Origin of the sequence: Candidatus Litorirhabdus singularis (genome assembly GCF_026262625.1) — a bacterium.
GTDB classification, from domain to species: domain Bacteria; phylum Pseudomonadota; class Gammaproteobacteria; order Pseudomonadales; family Halieaceae; genus Litorirhabdus; species Litorirhabdus singularis.
This window is the reverse complement of record NZ_SHNN01000001.1, coordinates 195,736-215,663: the sequence shown is the minus strand read 5'-3', so window position 1 is coordinate 215,663 and position 19,928 is coordinate 195,736. Positions and strand designations below refer to the sequence as shown.

Genomic DNA, 19,928 nt, shown 5'->3' with positions numbered 1-19,928 from the left:
AACCTCGTGGAGGAATAGCCTTGAAAGACTTACTTAACCTACTCAAGTCCCAGGGACAGAATGAAGAGTTCGACGCCATTCGCATTGGCCTCGCATCGCCGGAAATGATTCGGTCCTGGTCTTTTGGTGAAGTCAAAAAGCCTGAGACCATTAACTACCGGACTTTTAAACCAGAGCGTGATGGACTGTTTTGCGCCAAGATTTTTGGCCCGGTAAAAGATTACGAATGCCTGTGTGGCAAGTATAAGCGCCTCAAGCATCGCGGAGTGATCTGCGAAAAGTGTGGCGTTGAAGTTGCCTTGGCAAAAGTGCGCCGTGAGCGTATGGGACACATTGAGCTGGCCAGTCCGGTTGCTCACATTTGGTTCCTGAAATCACTGCCTTCACGTATCGGTCTTCTGCTCGACATGACCCTGCGTGATATCGAACGCGTGCTGTATTTTGAATCGTATGTGGTTGTGGACCCGGGTATGACTACCCTGGAGCACGGCCAACTGCTGACCGATGAGCAGTATTACGAGTCGATGGAAGAATTTGGCGATGAGTTTTCCGCCAAGATGGGTGCCGAAGCGGTCCAGGAGCTGATGATACAGCTGGATCTCGAGCAGGAAGTTGCTCGTTTGCGCGAAGAAATTCCAGCGACCAGCTCTGAGACCAAGATCAAGAAGTTGTCCAAGCGCCTGAAGCTGATGGAGGCGTTCGCGTCTTCTGGCAACAAGCCCGAGTGGATGGTGCTTAACGCACTGCCGGTGCTGCCGCCCGATTTGCGTCCGCTGGTACCGCTGGACGGAGGCCGCTTTGCGACTTCTGACCTGAATGATCTGTACCGCCGCGTTATTAACCGTAATAACCGTCTCAAGCGTCTGCTGGACCTGAACGCGCCGGATATTATTGTGCGCAACGAAAAGCGCATGCTGCAGGAATCGGTTGATGCGTTGCTCGATAACGGTCGTCGTGGTCGTGCTATCACTGGCTCTAACAAGCGTCCGCTGAAATCTCTTGCCGATATGATCAAGGGTAAGCAGGGTCGTTTCCGTCAGAACCTGCTGGGTAAGCGAGTTGACTACTCAGGTCGTTCCGTCATCGTGGTTGGACCGACTCTGCGTCTGCACCAGTGTGGACTGCCTAAGAAAATGGCACTGGAACTGTTTAAGCCGTTCATTTTCGGCAAGCTGGAATTGCGTGGCCTGGCCACAACAATCAAGGCCGCCAAGAAGATGGTCGAGCGCGAGCCGCCAGAAGTTTGGGACATTCTCGCAGAAGTCATTCGCGAGCACCCGGTACTGCTTAACCGCGCACCTACTTTGCACCGTCTTGGCATCCAGGCGTTTGAGCCGGTATTGATTGAAGGTAAGGCGATTCAGTTACACCCACTGGTCTGCGCTGCCTACAACGCCGACTTTGACGGTGACCAGATGGCGGTACACGTACCGTTGACCATTGAAGCGCAGCTTGAAGCGCGTGCCCTGATGATGTCTACCAACAATATTCTGTCTCCCGCCAGTGGCGAGCCGATTATTGTGCCATCTCAGGACGTGGTACTGGGTCTCTACTACATGACCCGTGAGCGTGTGAATGCCAAGGGCGAAGGCATGATTTTCGCCGATGTTACTGAAGTGCATCGCGCTTACGCAGCTGGCCATTGTCACTTGCAGGCTCGTATTAAAGTGCGTGTGTTTGAGAACATCATTACCGAAGAAGGCGATCAAAACGCATCCACCTCGATCAAGGAAACCACGGTCGGGCGTGCACTGTTGTGGGAAGTTGTGCCGGAAGGCCTCGGCTATGATCTGATCAACCAGAACATGACCAAGAAAGCGATCTCGCGTTTGATCAACCAGTGCTACCGTTTGGTAGGCCTGAAAGCGACGGTAATTTTCGCTGACCGTTTGATGTACACAGGTTATGAGTACTCAACCAAGTCAGGTGCTTCTATCGGTGTCAACGACTTCGAAATCCCAACAGCCAAGGCTCGCATCATTGGTGAGGCGGACTCTGAAGTTAAGGAGATCGAAGATCAGTATGCTTCCGGTCTGGTAACTCAGGGTGAGAAGTACAACAAGGTTATCGATATCTGGTCGCGCGCTAATGACTTGGTGTCGAAAGCGATGATGGAAGGCCTGAGCAAGGAAGATGTTGTTAATAGCGACGGTGAAACCGTGCAACAGGATTCCTTTAACGCGGTTTATATTTACGCAGACTCTGGCGCGCGGGGTTCGCCCGCCCAGATTCGTCAGCTGGCGGGTATGCGTGGTCTGATGGCCAAGCCAGACGGCTCGATCATTGAGACGCCTATTACCGCCAACTTCCGTGAGGGTTTGAACGTACTTCAGTACTTTATCTCTACTCACGGAGCTCGTAAGGGTCTGGCTGATACTGCATTGAAGACGGCTAACTCCGGTTACCTGACTCGTCGTCTGGTGGATGTTGCCCAGGATCTGGTAGTGACAGAAGAAGACTGTGGTACCGATCACGGCCTGTTGATGACACCGGTAATTGAAGGTGGAGACATCATCGAATCACTGGGTGATCGGGTGTTGGGTCGTATCGTGTGTCGCGATGTACTGCGTCCTGGCTCAGAAGATGAGTTTGCCGTTACCGCTGGTACCATGCTGGACGAGCTGTGGATTGCCCGTCTGGAAGAAATGGGTATCGATGAAATTGAAGTGCGTTCGCCGATTACTTGCGAAACTCGTCATGGCATTTGCTCTACCTGTTACGGACGCGACCTGGCTCGTGGACACAGAGTTAATATGGGCGAGGCCGTTGGCGTCGTTGCAGCTCAGTCAATTGGTGAGCCGGGTACTCAGCTTACTATGCGTACCTTCCACATTGGTGGCGCCGCTTCGCGGAATACTGCCGTTGATAATATTGCCGTTAAGGCAGACGGTACTTTGCGCCTGCACAACCTCAAGTTTGTTTCGCGCACCGATGGCAACCTGGTTGCAGTGTCGCGCTCTGGCGAACTGGCGATGGTTGATGCCCGTGGTCGTGAGCGTGAGCGCTACAAGCTGCCTTACGGTGCGACTATCCGAGTAGCGGATAACACACAGGTAGACGCTGGTGCTGTAGTTGCTTCCTGGGATCCGCACACTCACCCCATCATTACTGAAGTGGCGGGCATCGTGAAGTTCTCCGGTATGGAGGAGGGTATTACTATCCGCCGCCAGACTGACGAACTGACCGGTCTGTCCAGCATTTCGGTGATTGACCCGGCTGAGCGTCCCGCGGCTGGTAAGGACATGCGTCCTGCTGTGAGCCTGATGGATGCGAAAGGTAAGGAACTGTGCCTGGCTGATACCAATGTGCCGGCACACTACTTCCTGCCTGCTAATGCGATTATCAGCATGGAAGATGGTGCCGAGATCGGTATTGGTGACGTGATTGCACGGATTCCGCAGGAAGGTTCCAAGACTCGTGATATCACGGGTGGTCTGCCGCGTGTTGCTGACCTGTTTGAAGCGCGTAAGCCGAAGGAGCCTGCCATCTTGGCGGAAATCTCCGGTACCGTTAGCTTCGGTAAAGAGACCAAGGGCAAGCGTCGACTGGTTATTACTCCCACCGATGGATCAACCTTGGCTGACGGCAGTGATCACTACGAAGCACTGATTCCGAAGTGGCGTAACCTGTCAGTGTTTGAAGGTGAGCAAGTCGAGAAGGGTGAAGTGGTTTCAGAAGGCCCGCCGAGCCCGCACGATATTTTGCGACTCAAGGGTATCGAGGAACTGGCCAAGTACATCGTCAACGAGATTCAGGACGTGTATCGCCTGCAGGGTGTGAAGATCAACGACAAGCATATTGAGGTTATCGTGCGCCAGATGTTGCGCAAAGTAACTATCACAGCTTCCGGTGACTCCACGCTGATTAAAGGTGAGCAGGTAGAGCACACGACCTTCCTGGTTGAGAATGAGCGACTGCTGGCTGAAGGTCTGATTTCGGCAAAAGGTCAGCGTGACTTGCTGGGTATCACCAAGGCTTCGCTGGCTACTGAGAGCTTTATCTCAGCGGCATCTTTCCAGGAGACTACCCGCGTACTGACGGAAGCGGCAGTTACTGGCAAGCGCGATCGTCTGCGTGGCTTGAAGGAGAACGTGGTTGTAGGTCGTCTGATACCAGCGGGTACCGGTCTTACCTATCACGCCGAGCGCAAGCGCAAGAAGGCTACCAGAACTTCTGAGGAAGGTACGGTGAGCGTGCAGGAAATCGAAGCGGCTCTGACCGAAGCGCTGCGAGCCGACAGCTAGTCACTTCTAGCGCTTCGGCCTGCAGTAGAAGGCCGTTGATATACCGCGAGGGTTTACCGCCCCCGCGTCCAAAGGGCTCATCCTTAGCGGTGGGCCTTTTTTCATCTGGTTGCTACTTCAGGCAACTTTTATAGTGGCGTTAGTATCGCCAGATCAGGCTAGACATAGGGTTACAGTGGGTTAAGCGGTAAGGGAATAGCTTGACTGTAAGCTGGGGCGTCTATAGAATGCCGCCTCCCTCATTTTGAGGGTGCCGCCTTGCGGCCTGAAAACTAGTAATGGAGTTTCTATTTAATGGCAACGATTAACCAGTTGGTTCGTAAGCCTAGGAAGCGTAACGTAGTGAAAAGTGACGTACCTGCCCTGCAAAGCTGCCCGCAGCGCCGTGGTGTATGTACTCGCGTGTACACGACTACTCCCAAGAAGCCTAACTCAGCTTTGCGTAAAGTCTGCCGGGTGCGCCTGACCAACGGTTACGAAGTTTCTTCGTACATCGGTGGTGAAGGTCACAACCTGCAGGAGCACAGTGTGGTTCTGATTCGTGGTGGTCGTGTCAAAGACTTGCCTGGTGTGCGTTATCACACTGTACGTGGCAGTCTGGATACTTCTGGTGTGTCTTCGCGTAAGCAAGCACGCTCTAAGTATGGCGCCAAACGTCCTAAGTAACACCGTTATAGCTTTATAGCAGAAGAACCAAAAAAGTAAGGCCGGAACGCTGCCTCCCCCGCTTATGTGGCAGGTTGGTATCCGGATCACCTGAAGACAGAAGAGAGGCTAATATGCCCAGAAGAAGAGTAGTCGCCAAACGCGAGGTATTGCCAGATCCCAAATATGGCAACGTGACATTGGCAAAGTTCATGAACCACGTCATGGTCAGTGGTAAGAAGTCCGTAGCAGAGAGCATTGTTTACGGCGCACTAGACCAGGTCAAAGAAAAGCTTTCTGGCGATCCCATTGAGGCATTCGACGCAGCGCTCGAGAACATTGCGCCGATGGTTGAAGTTAAGTCTCGCCGTGTGGGTGGTGCTACCTACCAGGTGCCTGTTGAAGTGCGCCCATCTCGTCGTATGGCTTTGGCCATGCGCTGGTTGGTAGATTACGCACGTAACCGCGGTGAAAAATCCATGCGTCAGCGCCTGGCTGGTGAAATTATCGATGCCTCTCAGGGCAAGGGTAATGCAGTCAAGAAACGTGAAGACGTGCATCGCATGGCTGAAGCCAACCGGGCCTTCTCGCACTACCGCTTCTAAAGCGCTCACGATAGGGAAGGTACTGTGGCTCGTAAAACACCCATTGACCGATATCGTAATATCGGGATTTGCGCTCATGTGGATGCGGGTAAAACCACTACCACTGAGCGCGTGCTGTTTTACACGGGCCTTTCGCACAAGATAGGTGAGGTTCATGATGGCGCCGCCACCATGGACTGGATGGAACAGGAGCAGGAGCGTGGTATTACCATTACTTCTGCTGCCACCACCTGTTTCTGGTCGGGAATGCAGCAGCAATTCGAGCAGCACCGCATCAATATTATTGATACTCCCGGGCACGTTGATTTTACGATTGAAGTAGAGCGCTCTCTGCGCGTCCTGGATGGAGCCGTAGTGGTTCTGTGTGGGTCATCGGGCGTGCAACCGCAGACCGAGACCGTTTGGCGTCAAGCCAATAAGTATGAAGTGCCGCGCATGGTGTTCGTCAACAAAATGGATCGTGCTGGCGCTGATTTCGACATGGTGGTTGAGCAGCTACGCGAACGTCTGGGTGCTGACCCGGTACCGCTGCAGATGACGATTGGTGCTGAAGAGAACTTCAGGGGCGTCGTTGATCTGGTGAAGAACAAGGCCATCATCTGGAACGAAGATGATATGGGCATGACCTTCGACTACCAGGAAATTCCGGAAGATCTGTTGGATATCTGTGCCAGCATGCGTGAAAACATGGTGGAGGCGGCTGCGGAAGCCAACGATGAACTGATGAACAAGTACCTCGAAGGTGAGGAGCTGTCAGAAGAAGAAATCAAGTCCGGCATTCGCGCCCGTACTCTGGCCAATGAGATTATCCCGGTATTGGGCGGCTCAGCCTTCAAGAATAAGGGTGTGCAGGCCATGTTGGATGCGGTCATTGACTACATGCCGTCGCCGCAAGAAGTTAAGGCGATCGAAGGCACTCTGGATGATGGCGAGACCATTGATACTCGGCTGGCTGAAGATGACGCCCCGTTTGCCGCATTAGCGTTCAAGATTGCAACCGACCCGTTTGTGGGTACGCTGACTTTCTTCCGGGTTTACTCCGGCAAGCTGGAAGGCGGTACAGCGGTTTATAACTCGGTCAAGCAAAAGAAAGAACGGGTTGGGCGCATGGTACAGATGCATTCGAATAACCGTGAAGAAATCAAAGAAGTACTGGCGGGTGATATTGCCGCCGCCGTGGGTCTTAAAGACGTGACCACCGGCGATACCTTGTGCTCGATTGACAAGCCGATTGTGCTGGAGCGAATGGAGTTTCCAGAGCCCGTTATTTCCGTGGCAGTTGAGCCGCGTTCGCAGGCAGACCAGGAGAAGATGGGTATTGCGCTAGGTAAGCTGGCGCAGGAAGATCCCTCTTTTCGGGTCAAGACCGATGAAGAGACCGGGCAGACGATTATCTCCGGAATGGGGGAGTTGCACCTCGATATTCTGGTTGACCGAATGCGGCGTGAGTTCAGCGTCGAGGCCAACATAGGTAAGCCGCAGGTTGCTTACCGCGAAGCTATACGCAATATATCTGAGATTGAAGGCAAGTTTGTGCGTCAGTCGGGCGGACGTGGCCAGTACGGTCATGTCTGGGTTAAGTTTGAGCCTGCCGAAGACGAGAACGCCGAAGGTCTAGAGTTTGTGAACGAGATCGTCGGTGGTACCGTGCCGCGTGAATACATCCCGGCCGTTTCCAAGGGCATCGAAGAGCAAATGCAAAACGGTGTGTTGGCTGGCTATCCGCTGCTGGGCCTGAAAGCGACGCTCTATGATGGCTCCTTCCACGACGTCGACTCCAATGAAATGGCGTTCAAGATTGCAGGCTCACTGGCGTGTAAGCAGTTGGCCCAGGTCGGTGGCGCTGTGTTACTCGAGCCGGTAATGGCGGTGGAGGTGGTAACACCAGAATTGAATATGGGTGACGTGGTGGGTGATCTTAACCGTCGTCGTGGCATCATAGGCGGCATGACTGAAAGCCCAATGGGTAAAGTCGTGACGGCTGATGTGCCCTTGGCCGAGATGTTCGGTTATGCCACAGATCTGCGCTCTGCAACCCAGGGTCGGGCGACCTACACCATGGAGTTCAACAAGTACGCTGAGGCTCCAAGCAATATCGCACAAGAAATTATTTCCAAGAACAGTTAATTAGTTAAGGTGACTTAAGATGGCAAAAGCACAATTTGAACGTAGCAAGCCTCACTTGAATGTGGGCACCATTGGTCACGTTGACCACGGTAAAACCACCCTGACTGCAGCGCTTACCCGCGTTTGTGCGGAAGTCTGGGGCGGAGAAATGGTTGCATTTGATGGTATTGATAATGCGCCTGAAGAAAGAGAGCGCGGTATTACTATTGCGACTTCTCACGTTGAGTACGAGACGCCTGATCGTCACTACGCTCACGTTGATTGCCCTGGGCACGCGGATTATGTGAAGAACATGATCACCGGTGCTGCGCAGATGGACGGCGCTATTCTGGTATGTGGCGCGACTGACGGCCCTATGCCGCAGACCCGTGAGCACATCCTGCTGTCACGTCAGGTTGGCGTACCTTACATTGTCGTGTTCCTGAACAAGGCTGACCTGCTGGCTGAAGATTGCGGCGGTGCTGAGTCAGAAGAATACGAAGAGATGAAAGAGCTGGTCGAGATGGAGCTGCGTGAGCTGCTCGATATGTACGAGTTCCCGGGTGACGACACTCCGATCATCTGTGGTTCAGCGCTGATGGCGTTGAATGGCGAAGATACTAACGAGCTGGGCACTACAGCTGTTAAGACATTGCTTGAAACTCTGGATGCTTACATTCCGCAGCCTGAGCGTGCGATTGATCAGCCGTTCCTGATGCCGGTTGAGGACGTGTTCTCAATCTCTGGTCGCGGTACGGTTGTAACCGGTCGTGTTGAGCGTGGCATTGTGAAGGTTGGTGAGGAAATCGAGATTATCGGTATCCGTGACACTCAGAAGACTACCTGTACCGGTGTTGAGATGTTCCGTAAGCTGCTTGACGAAGGCCGTGCTGGCGAGAACGTTGGTGTTCTGCTGCGTGGTACCAAGCGTGAAGACGTTGAGCGTGGTCAAGTACTGGCCAAGCCTGGCAGTGTTAACCCGCACACCAAGTTTGAGGCAGAAGTCTACATTCTGTCGAAAGACGAAGGTGGTCGTCATACACCGTTCTTCAAGGGCTATCGTCCGCAGTTTTACTTCCGTACTACGGATGTAACTGGTGCGTGTGAATTGCCTGAAGGTGTTGAGATGGTTATGCCTGGCGACAACGTGCAAATGGTAGCGACGTTGATTGCGCCGATTGCAATGGAAGAAGGCCTGCGTTTTGCGATTCGTGAAGGCGGTCGTACTGTTGGCGCTGGTGTTGTAGCGAAGATCATCGAGTAATATCGAGGGTCGCAGTGATCGGGTGGTCGAATTGATTCGACCAGAATCGCACTCCAAGCCCAATCACTGCATCAGAAGCACCTCAAAACCCCAGCCCAGGCTGGGGTTTTTTGTATCAGCACAGACATCTCGGTCCATCAATCATCCTGTGCTCTTTCCCGCTGAACGGTTCTGTAATACAGTTTGGTATGCCCCGCCGTGACTGGACCCCCGACAATGCCGTGCTTACTCAGCAGACCCAACCGGGTCCACAATTGCTAGACTCCAGGCTGTGAACAAACTCCCCGAACGCTGGGTGATTCCGCTGCTGGCCATTATCTTTGTGGTTTCCGGTTTTTCCGGCTTGATCTATCAGTCTATCTGGACTCATTACCTGAAGTTATTTCTGGGTCATGCTGCTTATGCGCAGGCGCTGGTGCTCGCCACTTTTATGGGGGGGTTGGCTTTGGGTTCATGGTGGGCTGCAACACTGAGTGGTTCAGGGCGCCGACTGCTGCTGTTGTATGCGGCAGCCGAAGCGGCGATAGGGGTCTATGCGCTGCTCTTTCATGAGGCCTTTGTGCAGCTCCTCAGCCTTGCCTTTGAGGTGGTGCTGCCGGCAGCAGGTTCTGAGACGCTGGCGCTGTTGTTTAAGTGGCTGGCGGGCGTGTTGCTGATATTGCCGCCGTCGATTCTGTTGGGAACCACCTTTCCGCTGATGGCTGAAGGTGTCATAGAGCGCTCGCCAGAGCGCCGCGGCGAGTGGCTTGGGTTGCTGTACGCCGGCAACAGTTTTGGTGCCGCGGTCGGCGTACTGGCCAGTGGCATGGTGCTTATTAAGCTCTTGGGTCTGCCCGGCACGGTGCAATTAGCGGGTCTTCTCAATATCGGCGTAGCGCTGGCGGTGGCGCTACTGGTTTTTTGCACGGCCCCCGTGGTTGCCGCCGTGCCGGTATCGCCGCCGCTGCCTGTTTTTGAGGGTGATGATTCCAGGCGTGTTTACCGAATTCTGCTGGCTTGTGCGGCCTTGACCGGCCTTGCCTCCTTCATCTACGAAATAGTCTGGATTCGGATGCTGACTATGGTGCTAGGCAGCGCTACCAACGCTTTTGAGTTGATGCTGGCCAGCTTTATTCTGGGCTTGGCCCTGGGTGGTTGGTGGATCCGCCGCCGTATTGATCACCTGCGTGAGCCGTTGGTAACTTTGGCATGGATTCAACTGCTGATGGGCCTGTTGGCAGCGGCGACCTTGCTGTTCTACAACCAGTTGTTCGATTTGATGGCTCATATGATGCAGGGCTTGGCCCGTAATGAGCAGGGCTATGTGGCTTACAAGCTGGCGAGCTTCGCGCTGGCGATGCTGGTGATGTTGCCCGCCACCATCTGTGCCGGGATGACCTTGCCGATTGTCACTGCGACCCTGGGACACAGTGGTTATGGAGAGCGCGCCAGCGGTCATGTTTATGCACTGAATACTCTGGGCGCAATAGTGGGGGTTGGTCTGGCGGCATTAGTCTTGCTGCCCTTGCTGGGTTTACGCACGACGCTACTGTTAGGTGCTTGCATCGATGTGGGCTTGGCGCTCTGGTTAATGTTGAGTACAGGCTCATCGCAACGTGTGCTGGTGACTTTAGTGGCGGGTGCGGTCGGTCTATCGGTGGTATTTGTTTTCAGTTCTTTTGACACTCTGCGTATGGCTTCCAGTGTGTATCGCACGGGGCTGCTGTATCCCGCCGATACTAAGGTGGTGTTTCACCGTGACGGCCGCACCGCCTCAATAGCGGTCATTAAAGATGTCGACGGTTATATGTCGATTGCCACCAATGGCAAAACCGACGCCTCGATAAGTCCGGCGCCTAATCCAGTTGATGGCGATGAAGAAACCATGAAGTTACTGGCTGCTTTACCGCTGTCATTGCTGCCAGCCGCGCGCACCGCCGCAGTGATTGGCTTTGGTTCGGGCATGAGTACCCATACCCTGCTGGGATCGGAGCCATTGGAGCGCGTTGATACTATAGAGATTGAGCCAGCGATGGTCGCCGGTGCCCGGTTGTTCGGCGCCCCGGTGGAGCGCGCCTATACAGATCCGCGAAGTCAGGTGCATATAGAAGATGCGCGTACTTTTTTCAGTGTGCGTCAGCAGCACTACGACCTGATTGTATCTGAGCCGAGTAACCCCTGGGTGAGCGGTGTGGCCGGGTTATTCTCCCACGAACATTACCAAGAGGTGAAAAAGTATCTCAACCCCGGTGGTATCTATACCCAGTGGCTGCAGCTTTATGAGTTTGATCTGGAACTGGCCTTTAGCGTGTTCAAGGCTTTTGCTGCCGCATTTGATGACTATGCGGTTTATCTGGGCGCAGATTCAGACCTTATTATCATGGGTGTCAGCGAGGGCCGCCTGCCGCGCCCCGGGGACATAGTTGCCAGCCCGGAGTTACAGCAGGAGCTGGCTAGAATCGGTGTCAATAATAGGGCTGACCTGGAAAGTCGCTTATTGGTCGACGCGAGCATGCTGCGGCCTTTGCTGAGCGGGACTTCATTTCCTGAGAACTCCGATTACCAGCCCTATGTAGACCAGCATGCAGAGCGGGCTCGGTTTTTGGACCGCGGTGAAGCGCAGCTGCAGCGACTAAATCGGATTTGGCTGCTGGTCGATAAAGACCGCCAGCGACGGGTATTGAGGGAGCAAAGCGCCGCGCCCTCGCATGTCGTGCCGCGCCGGGCCGCTGAGGCCAGGGTTGTCAGTGACCTGTTTCGCAATGGGTTACAGTTAGGGGCGGATGTTGATCCTGAGCAGTCGCGGCTGGCTTACGAAGCTGCGGTTAGTGTCAGTAGACTATTGTATCGATGTAATCCGCAGATGGTTGAGGATGGCTGGCTGGGCGATGCGGTGTGGCTGTCGGACGTTACGTCAGTATACGGTGAGCCTGATCAGATCACCCCGTTCTGGAACGCGTTGCTAGGCAGCACCTGTTATTCCCAACTGGAGCCGCACTTACAGGCCACGTTTGGTTTCTTTCAAGCGGTTTCGGCGCGCGATGACAAAGAAATCCTGCGCCTGGGTAGGCTGTTAGTAGATTATCGCTACGACGTAGCGGGTTTCTGGAATTATCGCATTCTGCATATGTTGGCGGCCTATGCCCGCCTCGGTGAGTCCCGGCAAGGCGCCAGCTTTGCGGCTTCGCAGCAGGGTAACGGGGTGATGGAGCTGGATTCTCAGGTGCTGGCCGCTTGGCTTGCAGCCGGCGGCCGAACAGATACTGGCATAACCCCCTAAATTAGTTCCAATTGTAGGTTGACACTACCCTGACTCCCCACTAGAATTCGCCTTCCTTTTTCGGGGGGTACCTATGCGTCCCCCCGGCTTTTGAAGACATGGTTGGAGTTCGATCAAATGCAGAGTCAACGTATCCGTATCCGCTTGAAAGCATTCGATCATCGCCTGATAGATACGTCTACTCAGGAGATTGTTGAAACGGCCCGGCGTACCGGTGCGCAGGTTAAAGGTCCTATTCCTTTGCCTACTCGTAAAGAGCGTTACACCATTCTGGTTTCTCCACACGTCAACAAAGATGCGCGTGACCAGTACGAAATTCGTACACACAAGCGTCTCCTGGATATCGTAGAGCCCACTGAGAAGACTGTGGACGCTTTGATGAAATTGGATTTGGCGGCAGGTGTCGAAGTACAAATTAGTTTAGGTTAAAAAAAATTAGACAAACTCCCGGAAAAGTGGCACCCGGGAGTGTGTAACGCTCAGAAATGAGCGGCCATAGAGGGTTAAGCCCCGTACACTGAGAGGATAGCAACATGACTATTGGTTTAGTCGGCCGTAAGTCCGGTATGACTCGTGTTTTTACCGAAGACGGCGCATCAATTCCGGTAACTGTGATTGAGGTTCAACCCAATCGCGTTACGCAGGTCAAAGACGCAGATAGCGATGGCTATCGCGCAATTCAGGTGACAGCAGGTTCACGCCGCCCCAGTCGCGTCAGCAAATCAGCAGCAGGACATTTTGCCAAGGCAGGAGTCGAGGCCGGTTCCGGTCTTTGGGAATTCCGCTTGGACGCTTCAGAAGAAGCTCCTGAGGTTGGTTCTGAAATCACCGTGGCCAATTTCGAAGATGGCCAAATGGTTGATGTAGCGGGAAAATCCAAGGGCAAGGGCTTCCAGGGTGCTATCAAGCGCTGGAACTTCACCATGCAGGACGCTACCCACGGCAACTCATTGTCGCACCGTGCTCCCGGTTCTATCGGGCAGTGCCAGACACCGGGTCGGGTCTGGAAAGGCAAGAAAATGGCAGGACATATGGGGTCGGCGAACGTTACGACTCAGGGGCTGCAGGTTGTCCGGGTCGACAGTGAGCGCAACTTGTTGCTCATTAAGGGAGCCGTCCCCGGCGCTCCAGGCGGAGACGTGATCATACGTCCCGCGGTCAAAGCATAAGGTTTAGGGGGTCTCAAACGTGGAATTGAGTATTGTGAAGCCTGGCAACGCTGATGCTGGAAAAGTATCTGTATCAGATGTTGCCTTCGCGCGTGAATACAACGAGGACCTGGTTCACCAGGTTGTTACTGCCTACATGGCAGGGGCTCGTCAGGGTACGCGTGCACAGAAAAATCGCGCGGCTGTCCGGGGTGGTGGTAAGAAGCCCTGGCGTCAAAAAGGTACAGGCCGAGCTCGTGCCGGCACCATCCGTTCGCCCATCTGGCGTTCAGGTGGCGTAACGTTTGCCGCGCAGCCGCAGGATCATAGTCAGAAGGTTAACCGCAAGATGTACCGCGCGGCGCTGCGTTCGATTGTATCCGAGCTTGCTCGCCAAGAACGATTGGTAGTAGTTGAAAGCCTGGCTGTTGAAGAGCCCAAGACCAAGTTGTTGGTCAAGCAGTTGGCTGACTACGGACTGGATAGCGTGCTGATTGTATCTGCCGAGATAGACGAGAATCTCTATCTGGCATCACGCAACCTGCACAAAGTAGACGTACGTGATGTTGACGGTGTTGATCCTGTTAGCTTGATCGCCTACGACAAGGTCGTGGTCACGGTTGACGCACTGAAAAAGATTGAGGAGATGTTGGGATGAACCAGGAGCGCGTATTTCAGGTGCTGGAAGGTCCGCACGTCTCTGAGAAAGCAGCGATTGTCGCAGACCTGAACAACCAGTATGTCTTTCGGGTGGCTATTGACGCTACCAAGCTGGAAGTTAAAAAGGCCGTTGAGCAATTGTTCAAGGTCAAGGTTGAGAATGTGCAGACGTTGAAAGTTAAAGGCAAGGTTAAGCGTAATCGCTATGGCTTTTCTTCACGTCCCACCTGGAAAAAAGCCTATGTACGGCTAGAGCAAGGTCAAGACATCGACTTTGCCGTGGCTGAGTAAGGAGCAGGTTTAAGATGGCAATTGTTAAAAGAAAACCAACTTCTCCAGGGCGCCGCTTTGTTGTTAGCGTTGTCAATGAGGAGCTGCACAAGGGCGAGCCGTATAAGCCGTTACTTGAAAAGCAGACCCGCAATGGCGGCCGCAACAACAATGGTCGTATCACTACCCGTCATATCGGTGGTGGTCACAAACAGCATTACCGGATTATAGATTTCAAGCGTAACAAAGATGGTATTCCTGCTGAGGTTGAGCGTCTGGAATATGATCCTAACCGTACCGCACACATAGCACTGTTGAAGTACAGTGACGGTGAGCGCCGTTACATTATCGCTCCTCGCGGTGTGTCTGCTGGAGATATCCTGCAGTCAGGTCAGATGGCGCCGATCAAGACAGGTAATACACTGCCGCTGCGTAATATCCCGGTTGGTAGTGTGATTCATTGTATTGAGCTTAAGCCTGGCAAGGGTGCGCAAATTGCACGTAGCGCCGGCGCATCGGTTCAATTGGTGGCTCGTGAAGGTCAGTACGCGACTGTGCGTTTACGTTCAGGTGAGATGCGTAAGGTGTTGTCTGAGTGCCGTGCCACCATGGGCGAAGTCAGCAACAGTGAGCATAGCCTACGTAAATTGGGTAAGGCTGGCGCAGCGCGCTGGCGCGGTGTTCGTCCCACGGTTCGTGGTGTTGCGATGAACCCGGTAGATCACCCACATGGTGGTGGTGAAGGTCGTACCTCTGGTGGTCGTCACCCGGTATCGCCTTGGGGTACGCCTACTAAAGGCTATAAGACTCGTAAGAATAAGCGGACTGGCAATTTGATTGTTCGTCCCCGTGGTAAGAAGTAAGACCGGATAATAGAGGAATAGACTGTGCCGCGTTCACTTAAAAAAGGTCCATTTATCGATCTGCACTTGATGAAAAAAGTCGAGGCAGCCGTAGAAGCTAACGATCGTCGCCCCATCAAGACCTGGTCGCGTCGTTCCATGATTTCACCCGACATGGTGGGTTTGACCATTGCTGTTCATAACGGGCGTCAACATATACCCGTATCAGTCAGCGAAGACATGGTCGGACACAAGTTGGGCGAATTTGCTGCCACTCGCACCTATCGCGGGCACACAGCAGACAAGAAAGCACGTTAGTGCTGGTTTGAGATAGAGGTTTAGTGATGGAAGTTGCAGCAAGATTGAAAGGTGCGCAGATCTCAGCACAGAAAGTCCGTTTGGTCGCTGACCAAGTGCGAGGCAAGGGTGTTGAAGAGGCTTTGGATGTGCTGTCGTTCAGCAACAAGAAAGCTGCGCAGATCGTCAAGAAGGTGCTGGACTCGGCGATAGCTAATGCCGAGAACAACGAAGGTGCAGATGTCGATGAGCTTAAAGTTTCGACTATCTTCGTGGATGAGGGTATGACCATGAAGCGCTTGCGCCCCCGTGCCAAGGGTCGCGCTGATCGTATATTAAAGCGTAGCTGTCATATCACCGTAAAAGTTGCAGACGGCGAAAGCTGAGTCTAGGAGACGACCAACATGGGTCAGAAAGTACATCCAACAGGTATCCGTTTAGGAATCGTAAAAGAGCACACTTCGGTGTGGTATGCGGATAGCCGGAGTTACGCCAAAAACCTGATTACCGATCTGGAAGTGCGTGCGTATATCGAAAAAGCCCTGGACCACGCGTCCGTGAGCCGTATCGTTATTGAACGCCCTGCACAGACCGCGCGCATTACCATTCACACGGCGCGCCCCGGTATCGTGATCGGCCGCAAGGGCGAGGATGTCGACAAGCTGCGTAAGATTTTGACCGAGAAAATGGGTGTGCCCGTGCACATCAATATCGAGGAAATTCGTAAGCCTGATCTGGATGCGCGGCTGGTAGCACAGAACGTTGCTCAGCAGCTCGAGCGTCGGGTTATGTTTCGACGCGCGATGAAGCGTGTTGTACAAAATGCTATGCGTCAGGGTGCACAGGGTATAAAGGTGCAAATTGGCGGTCGTTTGGGCGGAGCAGAGATTGCGCGGTCTGAATGGTATAGAGAAGGTCGGGTGCCGTTGCACACACTGCGCGCCGACATCGATTACGCCACCTTTGAGGCGGCGACTACCTACGGCATCCTGGGTGTCAAGGTATGGATATTCAAGGGCGAAGTAATCGGCGGCGATGAGCAGGCCGATGCTTCTGCCAAGAAGACAGCAACTAATTAAGGGCTACGCAGATGCTTCAACCTAAGCGTACAAAATTTCGCAAGATGCACAAAGGCCGTAATCGTGGTCTGGCACAACGCGGCAGCAAGGTCAGCTTTGGCGAGTATGGCTTGAAGGCGGTAGGGCGTGGTCGTATTACTGCGCGGCAGATCGAAGCCGCTCGTCGTGCGATGACCCGTCACATTAAGCGTGGTGGAAAAATTTGGATTCGGGTTTTCCCCGATAAGCCAATAACCACCAAGCCGCTTGAAGTCAGGCAGGGTAAAGGTAAGGGAAACGTGGAATATTGGGTCGCTCAGGTTCAGCCTGGCAAAGTACTCTATGAAGTACAGGGCGTAACAGAGGAATTGGCGCGTGAAGCCTTTGCTCTGGCGTCGGCCAAGATTCCGGTAGAAACAGCATTTGTTAAACGGTCGGTGATGTGATGAAAGCTAGCGAATTGCGTGAAAAGTCTGTTGAGGACCTGAATAAGGCACTTCTGACCTTGCGTGAACAGCAGTTCAAGCTGCGCATGCAGAAGTCCACAGGCCAGCTGGGTCAGTCGCACTTGTTGCAAGAGAATCAGCGCGACATCGCGCGGGTCAAGACTGTGCTCACACAGAAAGCAGGTACAGAATAATGTCAGCAAACGAAACTACAGGTCGTACAGTGACTGGTCGTGTTGTCAGCAACAAGATGGACAAGACCGTTAGTGTTCTTATTGAGCGTCGGGTAAAGCACCCGGTCTACGGTAAGTACATCACTCGTTCATCAAAGATTCATGCTCACGATGAGAAAAATGAGTGTGGAGTTGGTGATTTGGTAACCGTTCAGGAATCGCGTCCAATTTCCAAGCTGAAAAGCTGGAAGTTGCTGAACATCGAAGAAAGCGCCGTCCAGGTATAAGTGCTTAAAGGTTGGAGTAGACCATGATTCAAACACAGTCGTATTTGGATGTAGCTGACAACAGCGGTGCACGCCGCGTTATGTGCATCAAGGTGTTGGGCGGCTCCAAGCGTCGGTATGCGCGCGTCGGAGACCTGATAAAGGTTACCGTCAAGGAAGCTATCCCACGCGGTAAAGTTAAGAAAGGTCAGGTAATGACTGCTGTTGTCGTGCGGACTCGTAAGGGTGTGCGTCGCCAAGATGGCTCGCTCATCAAGTTTGATGATAATGCAGCAGTATTGCTTAACGCACAGAATGCACCCGTCGGCACCCGTATTTTTGGGCCGGTTACTCGCGAGCTGCGCGGTGAACAGTTTATGAAGATTATTTCTCTGGCGCCGGAAGTACTGTAAGTCCGGCACAGATCAGAGAGAGGAAGAGAAATGTTCAAGATTAAGCGTGATGATGAAGTGATTATCCTGGCCGGTAAGGACAAGGGTAAGCGCGGCAAAGTACAGAAGGTACTCGACAACAATAAGTTGTTGGTATCCGGTGTCAATATGGTTAAGAAGCACACCAAGCCCAACCCACAAATGGGAGTTCCCGGTGGGATTGTCGAACAAGAGGCGCCGATTCAGGTCTCTAATGTGGCGATCTTCAACCCGGAGAGCAGTAAGGCGGATCGTGTTGGCTTTCGTGTTGATGGCGATACCAAGGTGCGTATCTTTAAATCTACTGGCGAAGCGATAGACGCATAAGCGGACGACGGAAAAATGGCGACTCTGAAAGAAGTATACAAAAGCGAACTCGCACCCAAGCTGTTAGAAGAGCTGGGTCTGAAGAACGTGATGGAAATTCCTCGTATCACCAAGATCACCTTGAACATGGGTGTTGGTGAAGCGCTGGGCGACAAAAAAGTACTGGAAAACGCGGTAGGCGATATGCAAAGCATCGCCGGACAAAAGCCCGTCGTTACCCTTGCTCGTCGTTCTATTGCCGGATTTAAGGTACGTGAAGGCTGGCCGATAGGCTGCAAAGTAACTATGCGTGGCGAGCGTATGTACGAATTCCTGGAGCGCTTGATCAGTATAGCTATTCCGCGTATTCGTGACTTTCGCGGCATTAGCCCCAAGTCTTTCGACGGCCGTGGCAACTTTGCGATGGGCGTTACCGAGCAAATCATCTTTCCTGAGATCGATTACGACAAGGTAGATGCACTGCGCGGACTGGATATTACGATTACTACGACAGCTAGAACGGATGATGAAGGTCGCGCACTGATGCGTGCATTCAACTTCCCGCTCAGAAGCTAGTAAAAAGAGGCTCGATACAGATGGCTAAGAAATCGATGATAGCGCGTGAGCACAAACGGACGCGTACCGTGGCAAAATTTGCAGCTAAGCGCGCAGAGTTGAAAGCAATTCTGAGTAGCGTTGACGCAAGTGATGAAGAAAAGTGGGATGCGCAGGTCAAGTTTCAGAAACTGCCTCGCGATGCTAGCCCAGTGCGCCAGCGTGCTCGGTGCCAGATTACCGGCCGCCCACATGGTGTTTATCGTAAGTTTGGTCTGTGCCGTAATAAGTTGCGTGAAGCAGCAATGCGCGGTGATGTGCCCGGTCTGGTCAAGGCCAGCTGGTAATTAGCCCTGAGTTGTTTCAGAGCCAAAAGTTGAGAGAAGAGTAACGAATTATGACCATGCAAGATCCCCTGGCAGATATGCTGACCCGAATTCGCAATGCGCAGATGGCGGGCAAGCCCACCGTAGACTTTCCGGCGGCAAATGTTAAAGCAGCTGTATGTGCTGTGTTAAAGGACGAAGGTTATATTGCCGATTACGCTAGTGTTGAAAGCGCAGGCAAGCCCACTATTCGTGTAGAACTGAAGTACTTTGAAGGGAAGCCGGTTATTGCAGAAATTGACCGTGCTAGCCGACCTGGTTTGCGCTCTTATTCTGGTAAAGGTGATTTGCCTAGTGTCCGCAGTGGACTTGGTGTCGCCATTATATCTACCAGTAAAGGTGTGATGACAGATCGTGCAGCTCGTGAAGCTGGTATCGGCGGCGAAGTACTTTGCACCGTATTTTAGAATCAAGAATTTTTTGAAGAGCGTTCACTATGTCCAGAGTCGCAAGTAGTCCAGTAAACCTGCCTAAGGGAGTGGAAGTCAAAATTGACGGCCAGGCTTTCTCCATAAAGGGTGGTAAAGGTTCGCTTGATTTGACCGTCCATCAGGATGTTGAGATCAAGCAAGAAGAAGGTTCTTTGACTTTCGCAGCCCGCAACAAGAAAGGCATCGCTATGTCCGGCACCACTCGTGCGCTGGTTAATAACATGGTGTTAGGCGTTAGTGAAGGCTGGGAGAAGAAGCTGGTTCTCAACGGCGTTGGTTATCGTGTGGCTTCGCAGGGTAAGTCGTTGAACCTGTCCCTGGGTTTCTCGCATCCGGTTGTATACGAGTTGCCAGAAGGGTTGTCTGCGGAGACACCGAGTCAGACTGAAATTATAGTAAAAGGTATAGACAAGCAGGCCGTGGGCCAGGCAGCGGCAGAAATTCGCGCCTTCCGTCCGCCGGAGCCTTATAAGGGCAAAGGTGTTCGCTACGCGGATGAGTACGTCCGTCGTAAGGAAGCCAAGAAGAAGTAGGTA

The 19,928-nt window shown here is 53.2% G+C and carries 23 protein-coding genes; all 23 read left to right on the top strand.

Annotation, left to right across the window (positions count from 1 at the left end; all coding sequences use genetic code 11):
* Positions 1-20 precede the first annotated feature (20 nt).
* The 23 genes from rpoC (at position 21) to rplF (ending at position 19,925) form a co-directional block, all read left to right on the top strand.
* A complete protein-coding gene (gene rpoC, locus EYC98_RS01025; protein WP_279243443.1) occupies positions 21-4,244 on the top strand; it encodes a DNA-directed RNA polymerase subunit beta' in 4,224 nt (1,407 codons plus the stop codon).
* A 294-nt stretch (positions 4,245-4,538) separates the two neighbouring features.
* The gene (gene rpsL / locus EYC98_RS01020) at positions 4,539-4,910 is read left to right on the top strand and encodes a 30S ribosomal protein S12 (protein WP_279243442.1); all 372 of its coding nucleotides are present in this window, start codon (positions 4,539-4,541) and stop codon (positions 4,908-4,910) included.
* Between the two features lie 113 nt (positions 4,911-5,023).
* A complete protein-coding gene (gene rpsG, locus EYC98_RS01015) occupies positions 5,024-5,494 on the top strand; it encodes a 30S ribosomal protein S7 (protein ID WP_279243441.1) in 471 nt (156 codons plus the stop codon).
* Between the two features lie 24 nt (positions 5,495-5,518).
* Entirely contained in the window at positions 5,519-7,621 is a 2,103-nt protein-coding gene (gene fusA, locus EYC98_RS01010) for an elongation factor G (RefSeq protein WP_279243440.1), read from the top strand.
* A gap of 19 nt (positions 7,622-7,640) precedes the next feature.
* Positions 7,641-8,864, top strand: a complete 1,224-nt coding sequence (gene tuf, locus EYC98_RS01005; RefSeq protein ID WP_279243439.1) for an elongation factor Tu — start codon at positions 7,641-7,643, stop codon at positions 8,862-8,864.
* A 271-nt stretch (positions 8,865-9,135) separates the two neighbouring features.
* Entirely contained in the window at positions 9,136-12,123 is a 2,988-nt protein-coding gene (locus tag EYC98_RS01000; protein WP_279243438.1) for a fused MFS/spermidine synthase, read from the top strand.
* 117 nt (positions 12,124-12,240) lie between these two features.
* The gene (gene rpsJ / locus EYC98_RS00995; RefSeq protein ID WP_279243437.1) at positions 12,241-12,552 is read left to right on the top strand and encodes a 30S ribosomal protein S10; all 312 of its coding nucleotides are present in this window, start codon (positions 12,241-12,243) and stop codon (positions 12,550-12,552) included.
* Between the two features lie 104 nt (positions 12,553-12,656).
* Complete coding sequence (gene rplC, locus EYC98_RS00990; RefSeq protein WP_279243436.1) at positions 12,657-13,292, top strand: 50S ribosomal protein L3; 636 nt, start codon at positions 12,657-12,659, stop codon at positions 13,290-13,292.
* Between the two features lie 19 nt (positions 13,293-13,311).
* A complete protein-coding gene (gene rplD, locus EYC98_RS00985; RefSeq protein ID WP_279243435.1) occupies positions 13,312-13,929 on the top strand; it encodes a 50S ribosomal protein L4 in 618 nt (205 codons plus the stop codon).
* A complete protein-coding gene (gene rplW, locus EYC98_RS00980) occupies positions 13,926-14,222 on the top strand; it encodes a 50S ribosomal protein L23 (RefSeq protein ID WP_279243434.1) in 297 nt (98 codons plus the stop codon). The genes rplD and rplW overlap by 4 nt, the downstream gene beginning before the upstream one ends.
* Before the next feature lie 14 nt (positions 14,223-14,236).
* Positions 14,237-15,064: a 50S ribosomal protein L2 gene (rplB, locus tag EYC98_RS00975; RefSeq protein ID WP_279243433.1), complete on the top strand. Its 828-nt coding sequence runs from the start codon at positions 14,237-14,239 to the stop codon at positions 15,062-15,064.
* A 24-nt stretch (positions 15,065-15,088) separates the two neighbouring features.
* A complete protein-coding gene (gene rpsS, locus EYC98_RS00970) occupies positions 15,089-15,361 on the top strand; it encodes a 30S ribosomal protein S19 (protein ID WP_279243432.1) in 273 nt (90 codons plus the stop codon).
* Between the two features lie 26 nt (positions 15,362-15,387).
* Complete coding sequence (gene rplV, locus EYC98_RS00965; RefSeq protein ID WP_279243431.1) at positions 15,388-15,726, top strand: 50S ribosomal protein L22; 339 nt, start codon at positions 15,388-15,390, stop codon at positions 15,724-15,726.
* A gap of 18 nt (positions 15,727-15,744) precedes the next feature.
* The gene (rpsC, locus tag EYC98_RS00960; RefSeq protein ID WP_279243430.1) at positions 15,745-16,419 is read left to right on the top strand and encodes a 30S ribosomal protein S3; all 675 of its coding nucleotides are present in this window, start codon (positions 15,745-15,747) and stop codon (positions 16,417-16,419) included.
* A gap of 11 nt (positions 16,420-16,430) precedes the next feature.
* Complete coding sequence (gene rplP, locus EYC98_RS00955) at positions 16,431-16,844, top strand: 50S ribosomal protein L16 (RefSeq protein ID WP_279243429.1); 414 nt, start codon at positions 16,431-16,433, stop codon at positions 16,842-16,844.
* Positions 16,844-17,038, top strand: a complete 195-nt coding sequence (gene rpmC / locus EYC98_RS00950; RefSeq protein WP_279243428.1) for a 50S ribosomal protein L29 — start codon at positions 16,844-16,846, stop codon at positions 17,036-17,038. The genes rplP and rpmC overlap by 1 nt, the downstream gene beginning before the upstream one ends.
* On the top strand, positions 17,038-17,304 hold the full coding sequence (rpsQ, locus tag EYC98_RS00945; RefSeq protein WP_279243427.1) for a 30S ribosomal protein S17: 267 nt from the start codon (positions 17,038-17,040) through the stop codon (positions 17,302-17,304). The genes rpmC and rpsQ overlap by 1 nt, the downstream gene beginning before the upstream one ends.
* 23 nt (positions 17,305-17,327) lie before the next feature.
* On the top strand, positions 17,328-17,696 hold the full coding sequence (gene rplN, locus EYC98_RS00940; RefSeq protein ID WP_279243426.1) for a 50S ribosomal protein L14: 369 nt from the start codon (positions 17,328-17,330) through the stop codon (positions 17,694-17,696).
* Positions 17,697-17,726: 30 nt separating this feature from the next.
* Positions 17,727-18,041 (top strand): 50S ribosomal protein L24, encoded by a 315-nt coding sequence (rplX, locus tag EYC98_RS00935; protein WP_279243425.1) that lies wholly within the window; start codon positions 17,727-17,729, stop codon positions 18,039-18,041.
* 15 nt (positions 18,042-18,056) lie between these two features.
* Positions 18,057-18,596: a 50S ribosomal protein L5 gene (gene rplE / locus EYC98_RS00930; RefSeq protein ID WP_279243424.1), complete on the top strand. Its 540-nt coding sequence runs from the start codon at positions 18,057-18,059 to the stop codon at positions 18,594-18,596.
* Between the two features lie 20 nt (positions 18,597-18,616).
* Positions 18,617-18,922: a 30S ribosomal protein S14 gene (gene rpsN, locus EYC98_RS00925; RefSeq protein ID WP_279243423.1), complete on the top strand. Its 306-nt coding sequence runs from the start codon at positions 18,617-18,619 to the stop codon at positions 18,920-18,922.
* Positions 18,923-18,972: 50 nt separating this feature from the next.
* A complete protein-coding gene (gene rpsH / locus EYC98_RS00920; protein ID WP_279243422.1) occupies positions 18,973-19,368 on the top strand; it encodes a 30S ribosomal protein S8 in 396 nt (131 codons plus the stop codon).
* A 29-nt stretch (positions 19,369-19,397) separates the two neighbouring features.
* Entirely contained in the window at positions 19,398-19,925 is a 528-nt protein-coding gene (gene rplF / locus EYC98_RS00915) for a 50S ribosomal protein L6 (RefSeq protein ID WP_279243421.1), read from the top strand.
* Positions 19,926-19,928 lie beyond the last annotated feature (3 nt).